This is a genomic window from Candidatus Symbiopectobacterium sp. NZEC151 (genome assembly GCF_025962655.1).
Taxonomy (GTDB): Bacteria; Pseudomonadota; Gammaproteobacteria; order Enterobacterales; family Enterobacteriaceae; genus Symbiopectobacterium.
The window spans coordinates 172,295-185,655 of the sequence record NZ_JAGFPE010000006.1; the positions used below are offsets into that span (position 1 = coordinate 172,295).

The following is a 13,361-nucleotide window of genomic DNA, read 5'->3' on the forward strand; positions in this document are numbered from 1 at the left end:
GTACATCGCGTTATGGCAGCAAAGCCTGTTGAACATAAGCATCGTCAAAACGCAGTTTGATGTTGCTCGGGTTGCCGACCACCACGCCACCGGGAAACGCGATACCGACCGCATCCGCGCTGCGTGCGCCTTCGCCCAGCAAGCCTTTATCAAAGGAGAACTGCGCGACGCGCTGCATGGTTTTCGGCAAGTCACTGCTGGTGAAGAAGGTCAGCATCTGCTGCGGGGTGTGAAACAGGTGCGTGGTTGCCAGTTGCTTTTGATAGCCCGGCAGGTCGGTGCCTGACGCCTGCGCCATGGCCGTGAGCGCGGCGGTGTCACCCGCTTTCATCAGCCCCATGATTTCAAACCAGGCACCGGTCAAGGCGTTGCCCAGCGCCGGGTTATCTTTCAGCGTCTGGGTGTTAACCACCATCAGATCGATAATTTCACCGGGGATTTCGCGGGAGCTGAATACTTCGGTGGTATCGGGAACGGCGTTGATGGCCGAGAGTTGCGGGTTCCAGGCGACAGCCGCCTTCACGCCGGAGGTGGAAAACGCGGCAACGATATCCGCATCAGAGGTATTGACGATGCGCACGTCCTTTTCTGCCAGCCCGGCATGTTCCAGACCGCGAATCAACAGATAGTGAGAAACCGACAGTTCCGGCAGGTTAATGCTCATGCCTTTCAGGTCGGCCAGGGTTTTCCCTTTGCCTTTCACCACCACGCCGTCATTGCCTTCGGAGAAACTGCCCGGCAGTAGTACCGTGGTATCCACGCCACCGGCCGCCGGGATGGTGAGCGCATCCATGTTGGTCATGGTGCAGCCATCAAACTGGCCGGCGGTATATTGATTGATGGATTCGACATAGTCGTTAAGCTGCGTCACCTTGATCTCGATGCCGTACTTTTTGGCCCATTTATCGATGATGCCGCTGGTGCTGGTATAGCCCCACGGCATCCAGCCCGCATAGAGGGTCCAGCACACATTGAAACTTTTGCGGGATTCCGCGTGTGTGAAAAAACTCGAGAGTGCGAGCACGCACGCGACAACGAGTCCAAGCGGACGGGTCATTTTCATGGGGAAGGTCTCCAGTCTGGTTTCGGGGTGCAGGAGCAGCAGAATGCCTATTGGCTTGCTGTCTCCCGGGCTTTTATCCCGCCGTGTAACCCCGACCTGGAGGTCGCCAGCTCTCGGACCAGCATCCACCGCAGTGGACCGGAACCCTAGCCAGCCATTTAGCGCACACAGCCTGTCAGTTCTGTGCTGCCCTACGCAGTCACAAAAGCAATCGCCATGCCAAAATTAACTCATTGAAATAAAAGGATATGGAAGAAAAGGAGGAAGGTGATGGCGCGCCGTAGCGGTGCAACGTGGTTTCAGGTGCACCGACATGGGGAGTCTCTTCCCGTCGGTGCACCCGTTTTTTTACTTAAACAGAACCGGCTTCATCTCTGTCGACGGCAAAACAGGCAATCAGTTGGTCGCCGTAGGCTTTTAACGTGGGCTGGAACTGGACGCAGGTATCAAAACGATGCTGGCAGCGCGCGTTAAACGCACAGCCCGGCGGCGGATTGAGCGGGCTGGGCAGTTCCCCAATCAGCTTGATACGTTCGCGGCGCAACGCCGGGTTCAGGCGCGGCGTCGCTGACAACAGCGCCTGGGTATAAGGGTGGCGCGGGTTGTTGAAAATCGCCTCCTTGCTGCCCTTCTCGACGCAGCGGCCCAGATACATCACCATCACTTCGTCGGCAATATGCTCAACCACTGACAGATCATGGGAAATGAACACGTAAGACAAACCCAGCTCTTGTTGCAGGTCCATCATCAGGTTCAGCACCTGTGCGCGCACCGACACGTCCAGCGCCGATACCGGTTCATCGGCAATCACCACATCCGGGTCTAACATCAGGCCACGCGCAATGGCGATACGCTGACGCTGGCCGCCGGAGAACATGTGCGGATAGCGGTCGTAATGCTCGGTTTTCAGGCCGACTTTCGCCATCATCGACAGTGCTTTTTCGCGACGTTCTGCCTTTGACAGCTCAGTGTTGATCAGCAGCGGCTCTTCCAGGATCTGCCCTACCTTCTTGCGCGGGTTGAGCGATCCGTAAGGATTCTGGAACACGATCTGGATCTTCTGACGACGCAACTTTTGCGCGGCCGGATCCGGCTTCAGCAGATCTTGCCCCTGATAGTAAAGCTCGCCCTCGGACGGGGTTTCGATCATGGTCAGCAATCGGCCAAGGGTCGATTTTCCGCAACCCGATTCCCCCACTACCGCCAGCGTTTTGCCACGCTCCAACGTGAAGGAGACGCCATCCAGCGCTTTCACCGCTCGCTCGGGGGCAAAGAACCCCTTTTTAACCGGGTAGTGTTTCTTTAAATCAATCGCCTGCAACAGGTAATGCTGCCCGGCGGCATTCATGCTCTGGCTCATGCGACGGGCCTCCCCTCATCATCGAGCGGTGTATGACATTTCACCTGACGGCCCGGAATGTCACGCAATTCGGGCTCTGCTTCACGGCAACGCGCACTGGCGTAAGGGCAGCGCGGGTTAAGCAAGCAGCCCAACGGTCGGTCATATTTGCCCGGCACTACGCCCGGCAGCGAGGCAAGGCGTGCTTTATCGACCGCAAATTCAGGCAACGCACGCAGCAACGCCTGGGTATACGGGTGGCGCGGCGCATGGAAAATATCCGCCGCTTTGCCGGATTCCACCACCTGACCGGCATACATCACGATAATGTGGTGTGCCGCTTCCGCCACCAGCGCCAGATCGTGGGTAATCAGGATCAGCGCCATGTTTTCCCGCTGCTGCAATTCCAGCAGCAGTTCGATGATCTGCGCCTGAATGGTCACGTCCAGTGCCGTGGTCGGCTCATCGGCAATCAGCAGTTTGGGCCGACAGGCAATCGCCATCGCGATCATCACGCGTTGGCTCATCCCACCTGACAGTTGGTGCGGATAGACATCCAGCCGCGAAGCCGGATCGGGAATGCCCACCTGCGTCAGCAGATCGATAGCACGCTGATAGCGCGTTTTGCGATTACCGCCCTGATGCACCTTGATGGCTTCCATAATCTGGTAGCCCACGGTGTAGCAGGGGTTAAGGCTGGTCATCGGGTCCTGAAAAATCATCGCCACTTCGGAGCCGACCAACTGACGCCGCTCTTTTTCCGAAATGCTTTTCAGATCGCGCTGGTTGAATTCCAGCCTGTCGGCCATCACCTTGCCGGGGAAATCAATCAACCCCATGATAGCCAGCGAACTGACCGATTTACCGGAGCCGGATTCGCCGACAATGCCGACCACCTGCCCTTGTTCTACTTGGTAACTGATGCGGTCAACGGCGCGGAACGGGTTATTCCCTTCGCCAAAATGCACCGACAGCTTTTCTACATTGAGTAATGCCATCTCTTCCCCCGGATCACTGCTTGAGTTTGGGGTCGAGAGCGTCACGCAAGCCGTCCCCCATCAAGTTAAACGCCAACACCGCGAGCAGGATCGAAAGGCCGGGGAAGGTCACAACCCACCAGGCACTTTGCGCAAACTGCAACACGTCGGCCAGCATGGTGCCCCACTCCGGCGTTGGCGGCTGTGCGCCCATACCGAGGAAACCCAATGCGGCCATGTCGAGGATGGCGTTGGAGAAGCCCAACGACGCCTGCACAATGAGCGGTGCCAGACAGTTGGGGAAGATATTGATGAACATTTGACGCATCGCGCCAGCCCCCGCCACGCGGGAAGCAGTAACATAATCGCGGTTGACCTCGACCAGCACCGCCGCGCGCGTCAGGCGCACATAGTGCGGCAGCGCCACGAAGGTCAGCGCCAGCGAGGCATTGACGATGGACGGCCCGAATACCGCCACCAGCACCAACGCCAGCAACAGGCTGGGCAGTGCCAGCATGATATCCACCACGCGCATGATGAGGGTGTCGACCATGCCGCCAAAGTAGCCCGCCATCAGCCCGAGCACCACGCCCATAATCAGCGACAGCACCACCACCAGACAGCCGACCAGCAGCGACAGGCGTGCACCGTACATCAGGCGCGAAAGAATATCGCGGCCCACATCGTCGGTACCCAGAATAAACTGCCAGCTACCGCCTTCCTGCCACACTGGCGGACGCAGCAGCGCATCGCGGAACTGCTCGGCGGGCGCATGCGGTGCCAGCACGTTGGCACCGATGGCGATAATAAACATCAGCGTGACGTACACCAGGCCCACGACGGCACCTTTGTTACGTTTAAAGTAATGCCAGAATTCCTGTAACGGGGTCATCGGCACGGGCGCATTGTTAACAGCCGGTTCAGTGACTTGAGTCATCTTCGCCTCTCCCCTTATTTCTTGTGTCGAATGCGCGGATTCACCACGCCATACAACAGATCGACCAGCAGGTTGACCAGAATGATCATGGTCGCCACCAGCAGCACGCCCCCTTGCACCACCGGATAGTCGCGGCGTTGCAGGGCATCAATCAGCCAGCGCCCCAGCCCCGGCCAGGAGAAGATGGTTTCGGTCAGAATGGCCCCTGCCAGCATCGTTCCCACCTGAAGGCCAATCACGGTGACCACCGGCAACATGGCGTTGCGCAGCGCATGCACCACGATGACACGCAGGCGACTTAGCCCTTTGGCGCGCGCGGTACGGATATAATCCTCACCCAGCACTTCCAGCATGGCGGAGCGAGTCATCCGCACGATCACCGCCAGCGGGATGGTGCCGAGCACAATCGCAGGCAGAATCATGTGCATCACGGCATCGACAAACTCGCCTGATTCACCAAATACCAGGGTATCGATCAGCATAAAGCCGGTCAGCGGTAGGCTGTCGTCGAGAAACACCGTATCGCTGATACGGCCCGAGACGGGCGTCAGATTGAGGTTGACCGACACCAGCATGATCAACATCATGCCCCACCAGAAAATCGGCATGGAGTAACCCGCCAGGGCCACGCTGACTGAGGTGTGATCGAAAATGGAACCGCGTTTCACCGCCGCCAGCACGCCAACCGGAATACCAACAGCCACGGCAAAAATCATCGCACAGACACCCAACTCCAGGGTGGCCTTGAAGCGCGGCACAAACTCATCCCACACCGGGATGCGGCTCTTGAGGGAAATACCCAGATCGCCGTGCAGCACACCTTGGATATAGGTGACATATTGCTGCCATAGCGGCTTATCAAGCCCCAGCTCAGCCAGCAGCTGCGCATGGCGCTCGGGAGAAAGGCCGCGTTCGCCTGCCATAATCATCACCGGGTCTCCGGGGATCATGTGCACAAAGGCAAACGTCAGTAGGGTAATACCAATAAACGTTGGGATAACCAGCCCCAAACGCCGGAGTATGAACTGAAACATATCCCGAACTCTCTGTATATAAGTGCCTGACGGCTCATAGGCTGACAGGCTTATCAATGCTCACAGCTCGATTTTTACGGGCACCAAAGCCCCGCCCCAAACGCACCAACGGTACGTTCAGGGCAGGGCCAGGGTGCCCATGAAATGGCAGGCTGAATTAATCCAGGGTCACGTTATTGAAGCTGTGTACGCCACGCGGCTCGATCACATAACCCTTCACGTTCTTACGGATAGGCTCATAGACCGTGGAGTGAGCAACAATCAGCGCAGGTGCCTGATCGTGCATCACAACCTGTGACTGTTTGTACAGATCAATACGTTTCTGGTGATCGGACGTTTCGCGCGCAGGCTGAATCAAGTCTTCAAACGGCTTGTAGCACCATTTGGAGTAGTTAGAGCCTTTTTCTGCCGCGTCACAGCTGAACAGGGTTGCGAAGAAGTTATCCGGATCCCCATTATCGCCGGTCCATCCCATCAGCACTGTCTGATGTTCACCCGCTTTGGCGCGTTTCAGGTACTCGCCCCATTCGTAGGTGACAATCTTGGCTTTCACGCCGACTTTGGCCCAGTCAGACTGGATCATTTCCGCCATACGGCGTGCGTTGGGGTTGTAAGGACGTTGAACCGGCATCGCCCACAGATCCACGGTGAAACCTTCAGCCATGCCCGCTTCTTTCAGCAACGCCTTGGCTTTTTCCGGATCGTAGGAGTAATCCTTCACGTCGTCATTAAAGCCCCACATGGTCGGCGGAATCAGGTTCTTGGCCGCCTGGCCCGCGCCCTGATACACCGCATCAATGATGGCATCTTTGTTTACCGCGTAGGTCAGTGCCTGACGCACTTTGACGTTATCCAGCGGTTTTTTCTGCACGTTGAAAGAGAGGTAACCCACGTTCAAGCCGGGTTTTTCCAGCAGCGTGATATTTTTATCTTCTTTCATGCGGGACAGATCGGCTGGGTTCGGATACGGCATGATCTGGCACTCATCTTTTTGCAGCTTGGCATAACGCACGGACGCATCCGGCGTGATGGAGAACACCAGGCGATCGATGCCCGGTTTCTTGCCCCAGAAGCCATCAAACGCTTTGTAGAGAATACGGGAGTCTTTCTGGTACTGCTGCAACTGGAACGGACCGGTACCGATCGGGTTCAGGTCGATCTTCTCTGGGGTGCCTGCTTTAAGCATGTTGGCACCGTACTCTGCGGACATAATCGACGCAAAGTCCATCGCCAGGTCGGCCAGGAACGGCGCTTCCGGACGGGTCAGCACGAAACGAACGGTGTAATCGTCCACTTTTTCGATTTTGCTGATCAGCTCCGGCATGCCCATGCCTTGATAGTATTCGTAGCTGCCACCAGACACTTTATGATACGGGTGGTTAGCATCTTGCTGACGCAGGAAGGAGAACAGCACGTCATCCGCATTGAATTCACGCGTCGGCTTGAAGTCTTTACCGTCTTGCCACTTCACGCCTTTGCGCAGATGGAAGGTATAGGTTTTGCCATCTTCGCTGATGTCCCATTTTTCCGCCAGGCCCGCTTCAATTTCGGTCGTGCCGCTTTTGAATTCAACCAGACGGTTATAGATAGGAATCGAACTGGCATCAAAGGTGGTGCCAGACGTAAACAGTTGCGGGTTAAAACCTTCAGGAGAACCTTCGGAGCAATAGACCAGGGTTTTTGCCTGGAGACCGGCTGCCACAGACATGGCCAGCAAGCCGAGCCCGATTTTGAGCACCCTTGATTTTGCCAAGGATTTTTCCATTACGTGTACTCCATTGTGGATGTTGTGTGTTGATGAAAGTCAGACCAGGATATTTTTACTCGCCGCCGACAAGAGGCCGTTCTCATCAGCATCGACGCAGCGCGTCATGTGGTGGCTGTGGTCTGTACTTTTTTGGATACAAAATTCACTTAATAAGGAGGGAGACGAGGCAGTATATGAGAGTGGCCTGCGGATAGGTTTGCGAACCCGGCATTAGCCTGACAATCCGTTGTCCCCCCTTCCAACCCCGTCAATGTGGCAACAGATCACCCTAACGTCAATATAATGGGTGTGGATTTACAAAATCGCCACATCTTCAAAAATAGCATACAATCTGCAAGATTATAAAAAAACTCAAACAAAATTACAAAATACAATCACAACACCAGATAAAAATCTTTAAATTTTTGTTAAAGCAGAAATTATCACCATAAAAAAAACATGAAATATCTTATGTCGAATGATGAATCAATGAGCAACAACGCTTGTTAAAAACGTTAATGTCAGGTAAAAATTCCTAAATAACATAAGGATTAGTGATAACCATCACAGACATCATTAGCCTGGCGCTAACTAGTTACGCTACATGAAAAAACTTCTCACGATAGATCCTGGGCAATAGTGAGCAAAAGTGCGTCACAAGATGAACCAATAACCTTACAAATAGTGGTTTTTTAAATTTAAAATCACCTTGTTTAATTATATTAATAATAGATTAATTAAATAATACCTTTTGTAGTTAACGCGAAATAGCATTGAGAATAAAAAAATAAATTTAATTACATTAATTTGAGATAACTTATTTAAAAAAGAGTTGCCGTCAACCTCACAATTACTTCATTTAATCATGGATGTTTTATTATATTTAACATTTAATCATGCCAGGTTACTCAGAGATAATATATTCACTGACTCAACCAACCTACTTTAAGCATCACCTTACTCTTTGATAGTAAAACACTTAGCTTTCTAACAATAAAAACAACCCGTAAATATATAACCCGTTTACGCGGAGTAAACATAATGAAAAGAACTGAAACCGATGTCCTCTACGAGAGCACGCTCACTGCCGACTCAACGTCGCAACTGTCGTTTTTCACCCAATTTTTAAAAACCAAAATTGGTGCAGTACCCGTTGCATTATTTATTGCTATCGCGGCCGTTGTTTTTGCTGCCGCGTATGAAGGCTATCTGCCGAGAAATATGATCGGTGGCTTTGCCGTTATTATGACGCTGGGCTTTTTGCTGGCGCATATTGGCCATACTATTCCGGTATTTAAAGATGTCGGCGGCCCGGCAATCCTGTGTTTGATGGTACCTTCAATCCTGGTCTATTTTCACCTGTTTAACGACAACACCATGAAGACCGTGCACCTGCTGATGAAGGAAGCGAACTTTCTCTACTTCGTCATCGCGTGTCTGGTGGTCGGCAGTATTTTAGGCATGAACCGCAAGATCCTGATTCAGGGAATGGTGCGTATGTTTGTGCCGTTGGTCATCGGCACGGCCACCGCGGTGGTAACGGGTCTGCTGGTGGGTAAACTGTGCGGCTACAGCCTGTATCACACCTTCTTTTTTATCATTGTGCCAATTATTGGCGGCGGTATCGGTGAAGGCATTTTACCGTTGTCATTGGCTTATTCCGCACTGCTGGGTCAGGCACCGGATGTCTATGTGGCACAATTGGCCCCTGCGGCGGTGGTAGGCAATATCTTCGCCATTTTCTGCGCGGGTATCCTGTCTCGCCTCGGTATGCGCCGTAAGGATCTTAACGGCGAGGGGCGTTTGGTGCGCAGCGACGAAGAGCAAAACCTGTTTACGGTCAACGACACGCCTAAACCGGTGGATTTCCATCTGATGGGTGGCGGCCTGCTGATGATTTGCGCCTTCTTTATCGTCGGCGGCCTGTTTGAGAAGCTGGTACACATTCCAGGCCCGGTGCTGATGATCCTGATTGCCGTGTTCTGTAAATACAGCCGCGTTATTCCCGCTAGCATGGAAACCGGCGCGCACAGCGTGTATAAATTCGTCTCCAGCTCTCTGGTCTGGCCGTTGATGATTGGCTTGGGGATGCTCTATATTCCGCTGGAAAGCGTGGTCGCGGTGTTCTCCGTTGGCTACGTTATCGTCTGTGGCTCCGTCGTGCTCTCTATGGCGCTGGTCAGCTTCCTGATTGCGCCACGTCTGAATATGTATCCGATTGAAGCCTCCATCGTCACCACCTGCCACAGCGGCCTGGGCGGCACCGGAGACGTCGCGATTCTTTCAGCATCCAACCGTATGTCACTGATGCCCTTTGCACAAATCGCAACGCGTATCGGCGGTGCCTCTACCGTGATCGGCGCAACGCTGCTGATGGGCTGGCTGCTGTAAGCTCAAGCTGCTGACAAAAACTGTCACTGTGCCAGACTAACATGGCGGTCTACCACCAAGGAGACCGCCATGCTATCTGCCGATATTACAATTCTTTATGCCAGTAACGTAATGAAAAGCGCCGACTTCTACGCCGGGCTGTTTGACATCACCCCCGTGGAAAAAGGCCCCACCTTCGCACTGTTTGTGTTTGGAAATGGCTTCAAACTCGGCCTTTGGTCGTGCTACACCGTAGAGCCCGGCGTCAACCAGATTGCCAGCATACCTTCGGGTGAGATTGTGTTTACGGTGCAGGATAAGTCAGAGGTGGATGCGCTTTATCAAACCTGGGGAACGCAGCATCAGGTTACCGTGATCCAAAAACCTGCCCAGCTCGACTTTGGGTATTCCTTTGCCGTTCTCGATCCTGATGGACATCGCCTCAGAGTCTGTTTTCTGGAGGAAGAGGCGTAATCGTTGAATTCGAAGTGACATAAAACAAGGCCGCGACATGATGGGGGATGCCTCAAGCTGTAGCGGCCTCTTTATAGCGTGCTATCACCTGAAGTCAGGCACGGTGACTTTCTGCGACAGGTAAACCCACGTTAACCATCATTAAATAAAATGCGTTTCTATAAATATGCTTTTATCTAAAGCGATGATGCTGAAACCAGAGTTATTCACAATACTGACAGCTGATGTGCCATTTTCCCATTGTGAGCAGAGCGCAGGCGATACCGACACCAGAATGTTGTCTATCTTACGCTGAAACAAGGTATGAGCATGTCCCGTACCGATAAATTTTACCGGGCTATCATGACAGAGAGTAAGCAAATCATCGCTGTTCATTAGCTTACAAATGTCAACCAGCGGTGTACCAACAGGTACCAGATGATGATGTAAGAAAATCGCAATATTCTCACATGTCGTGTCTGTTAAACCCTCACGCAGGTTATACAATGTATCTTTATTTATGAACCCGTAGTCTTCTCTGGGTACCACACTGTTTAAGCCAAACAACGCCCATGACGCGTTAGATAGCTGCTCTACCGCCACTGTATGCTTTGCAATTTTTATTGCAGTATCTAGATTGCCTAGATCATCGTGGTTTCCGGGCAGAACAGCATAAGGAATACTCAGGCTATCCATATTTTCAAAAAACACGTCATAGCTTATTACACTACCATCATGAGAAATATCTCCCGTGACAATAACACTATCAACATTCAATAATTTTCTATTCTTATTAAAATGATTGATAAAATTTATAAAACGTTCGTGATGCGTTTTTGCTTGCACATCACCACTTTTATCTGAAAAAAGGTGTGTGTCCGTCAAGTGTAAAATTCGCATTGATTCTTCCTTATTGTATTTCTTAGGCTATACCTGACGTGCAGTCGCCACGATAAGTCAGAATTATGGAACCCAATCAACTTTAGCAATCATTAATTAAACGTAGCATCATCGGTGATTATTTATTGCAAATACGTCTTTATGATAAAAATATCGCGCTATCGTCTATAACGATAGCGCGAGGAGAGAAACCGCGTACTACTCGCAATACTGACGCAGCGCGTCTTGTTTCTCGGGCAGCAAGCGGTAGAGATAGACAGGGCGGCCGGTCGATCCGTAGAGGATATTGGTGGCGAGAATATTGGTATCAGCGAGATATATCAGATACTTACGGCAAGATACGCGAGAGATACCAATCGCGTTCGCCAGCATTTCCGTGGAAAATTCAGCCCCTTGGTTGCCTTCGATCCATTCGCAGACGGTGCGTAGCGTCAGGCTGGTCAGCCCTTTTGGCAGCTTTTTACGCTCGCCGGCCACGCCGCCACTGGTGCGACGAATCAGGCTATCAATATCCGACTGAGCAACAAACTCACGGTGTTTCAGTAGGTTTGCTTCTTCCCGGTAGGCGGTCAGCGCCTGTTCAAAGCGCGAGAACTGGAACGGTTTTATCAGGTAATCAACCACGCCGTAATGCAGTGCTTTCTTAATGGTATACACATCACTGGCGGAGGAGATGATAATCACATCCGTTTGTTCGCTGAACTCACGAATGGTCGGCAGCAGATCCAATCCGTTATCCTGCTGCATGTAGATATCGAGCAGCACCAGATCGATCTCGGAATCGGGCTGCATCAGTAAATTTCGCGCCTGCTGTAAGGTTGGCACCGTTGCATAACAGTTGAACCCGGGCACCTGGCTCAGATAGGAACGGTTAAGTTCTGCAACCATGGCATCGTCATCAACAATCAGTACATTTATCATGGTTAAACAGCCTTGGCTTGATAAGGGATATTCACGAAAAACTGGGTATACACCTCAGGTTCCGACTCAAAATCGATACTGCCGCCCACTTTTTCCAGGCTCTGCTTGGTCAGGTAAAGCCCGATTCCGCGCCCGGATCCCTTGGTGGAGAATCCTTGTTCATAAATACGGTGCTGATTTTCCAGCGTAATACCGGGGCCATCATCGCCCACGATGCAGTGCAAGCGCCCATCCTGATGATGGAAACTCACGCTGATTTCTCCATTCTCCATGTTACTCATTGCATCCATGGCATTCTCAATCAGGTTCCCCAAAACGGTGATCAACTCGTTGGTGGCATCCATATCGTCGGTCTCGGGCAACAGACTCTCTTCGGTTATCGATAGCTGTATGCCGAGATCGCGCGCCCGATTGATTTTACCCAGCAAGAACCCGGCAATCACTGGCGATTTCACCTTGCGAATAATCGAGCCGATTTCCGCCTGATAGTTGTTCGCCGTTTTTAAAATATAGTCTTCCAACTGCGAGTAGTATTTCAAATGCAGCATGCCCAAAATCACATGCAGCTTGTTCATAAACTCGTGAGATTGTGCCCGTAGCGCATCGGCGTAATAGGACATCCCCGTCAAACGCTGCAACAATTGGCCAATTTCAGTCTTGTCGCGGAAGGTGGCAATAGCGCCAATCACGTTACCTTTCACCGTCACTGGCACGGTGTTGGTCAGCAGCAAGTTGCCGTTGATATTGATCTCTTCATCACGCTGGGCGATACCACTTTCCAGCACTTGCCTCAGGCGAAGGTGCTCCATCCACTGCTCGCTGATGGTTTCTGCCGAAGCATTGGCCGCCATATTGCCCTGTCGGAACAGCCTGCGCGCTTCATCGTTAATCACCGTAATGCGGCCGCTGTCATCCACGGCAATCACCCCTTCCTTGATCTGTTTCAGCATCGCGTTGCGCTGCTCAAACAGATTGGAAATCTCATAGGGTTCAAACCCCAGCATGATGCGCTTGTGGATTTTTACCAGCACCAGCGTGCCGAGCCCGCCCACCAACGCCCCGGCCAGCAGCGCCCAGGGGATCATCCAGCGGTTTTCACTGATCACTTTCTGCACACTGGTCAGGGCAATCCCTAACGCCACAACGCCGACCTGCTTACCGTCATTGTTAAAGACCGGGGTAAACACCCGCAGCGCTGGGTCCAGCGTGCCACGGTTGATCGAGGTGTTTTCCAGCCCAAACAACGCAGGGTAGATGTCGCGCCCGGCAAAATGTTCGCCGATGCGCTCCCGTTCCGGGTGGGTGTGACGCACCGTGTCCATGTCAGTCACGGTGACAAACAGCAGCTGATTACGGTGCGTGATGGTCTCGGCGGCGCGCTGCACCGCTTCGGGATTACCTAATCCTTGTAGCTCATCAATCACCACCGGGGAAGCCGCAAAGGTGCGCGCAATGGCAAACGCCTTGTCGCGCAGGCTGTCTTCGGAGAGTTGGTTGATGCGGAAAAACAGCAGAGCGTAGACCACCAGCAACACTGCGCCTAGCACGACAGAGACCATCAGAAAAACGGATGTTCCCAGCTTCATCGGTGCTTTTGTCCTGCTCATGTCTTGCTCCGGA

The 13,361-nt window shown here is 52.6% G+C and carries 10 protein-coding genes, 1 pseudogene and 1 riboswitch; of the genes and pseudogenes, 2 read left to right on the top strand and 9 right to left on the bottom strand.

Going from position 1 to position 13,361, the window contains the following annotated elements; genetic code table 11:
- Positions 1 to 10: 10 nt before the first annotated feature.
- From J5067_RS17915 to dppA, 6 genes are all read right to left on the bottom strand, one after another.
- Positions 11 to 1,063 carry a putative urea ABC transporter substrate-binding protein gene (locus J5067_RS17915; protein ID WP_264651684.1) on the bottom strand — a complete coding sequence of 351 codons (1,053 nt, stop codon included), beginning with the start codon at positions 1,061 to 1,063 and terminating at the stop codon, positions 11 to 13.
- Between the two features lie 60 nt (positions 1,064 to 1,123).
- A riboswitch (guanidine-I (ykkC/yxkD leader) is annotated at positions 1,124 to 1,224 on the bottom strand.
- Positions 1,225 to 1,415: 191 nt separating this feature from the next.
- Positions 1,416 to 2,423: a dipeptide ABC transporter ATP-binding subunit DppF gene (dppF, locus tag J5067_RS17920; protein WP_264651685.1), complete on the bottom strand. Its 1,008-nt coding sequence runs from the start codon at positions 2,421 to 2,423 to the stop codon at positions 1,416 to 1,418.
- Entirely contained in the window at positions 2,420 to 3,400 is a 981-nt protein-coding gene (dppD, locus tag J5067_RS17925) for a dipeptide ABC transporter ATP-binding protein (protein ID WP_264645225.1), read from the bottom strand. The genes dppF and dppD overlap by 4 nt, the downstream gene beginning before the upstream one ends.
- Positions 3,401 to 3,413: 13 nt before the next feature.
- On the bottom strand, positions 3,414 to 4,316 hold the full coding sequence (gene dppC / locus J5067_RS17930) for a dipeptide ABC transporter permease DppC (protein WP_264645226.1): 903 nt from the start codon (positions 4,314 to 4,316) through the stop codon (positions 3,414 to 3,416).
- Between the two features lie 14 nt (positions 4,317 to 4,330).
- Positions 4,331 to 5,350, bottom strand: coding sequence for a dipeptide ABC transporter permease DppB (gene dppB / locus J5067_RS17935; protein WP_264645227.1), 1,020 nt, complete (start codon positions 5,348 to 5,350; stop codon positions 4,331 to 4,333).
- Between the two features lie 157 nt (positions 5,351 to 5,507).
- A complete protein-coding gene (gene dppA / locus J5067_RS17940) occupies positions 5,508 to 7,115 on the bottom strand; it encodes a dipeptide ABC transporter periplasmic-binding protein DppA (RefSeq protein WP_264645228.1) in 1,608 nt (535 codons plus the stop codon).
- 1,023 nt (positions 7,116 to 8,138) lie between these two features.
- Between dppA and J5067_RS17945 the strand changes: the two genes are divergently transcribed.
- Both J5067_RS17945 and J5067_RS17950 read left to right on the top strand, forming a co-directional pair.
- Positions 8,139 to 9,488 (top strand): 2-hydroxycarboxylate transporter family protein, encoded by a 1,350-nt coding sequence (locus J5067_RS17945; RefSeq protein WP_264645229.1) that lies wholly within the window; start codon positions 8,139 to 8,141, stop codon positions 9,486 to 9,488.
- Between the two features lie 69 nt (positions 9,489 to 9,557).
- Positions 9,558 to 9,941, top strand: a complete 384-nt coding sequence (locus tag J5067_RS17950) for a VOC family protein (RefSeq protein ID WP_264651686.1) — start codon at positions 9,558 to 9,560, stop codon at positions 9,939 to 9,941.
- A 141-nt stretch (positions 9,942 to 10,082) separates the two neighbouring features.
- Here J5067_RS17950 and J5067_RS17955 read toward each other — a convergent pair whose 3' ends face one another.
- The 3 genes and pseudogenes from J5067_RS17955 to J5067_RS17965 form a co-directional block, all read right to left on the bottom strand.
- Positions 10,083 to 10,820, bottom strand: coding sequence for a metallophosphoesterase (locus tag J5067_RS17955; RefSeq protein ID WP_264628086.1), 738 nt, complete (start codon positions 10,818 to 10,820; stop codon positions 10,083 to 10,085).
- A gap of 198 nt (positions 10,821 to 11,018) precedes the next feature.
- Positions 11,019 to 11,741 carry a two-component system response regulator DcuR gene (dcuR, locus tag J5067_RS17960; RefSeq protein ID WP_264624405.1) on the bottom strand — a complete coding sequence of 241 codons (723 nt, stop codon included), beginning with the start codon at positions 11,739 to 11,741 and terminating at the stop codon, positions 11,019 to 11,021.
- Positions 11,719 to 13,348, bottom strand: a pseudogene (locus J5067_RS17965) (sensor histidine kinase). Before J5067_RS17965 ends, dcuR begins: the two are co-directional and overlap by 23 nt.
- Positions 13,349 to 13,361 lie beyond the last annotated feature (13 nt).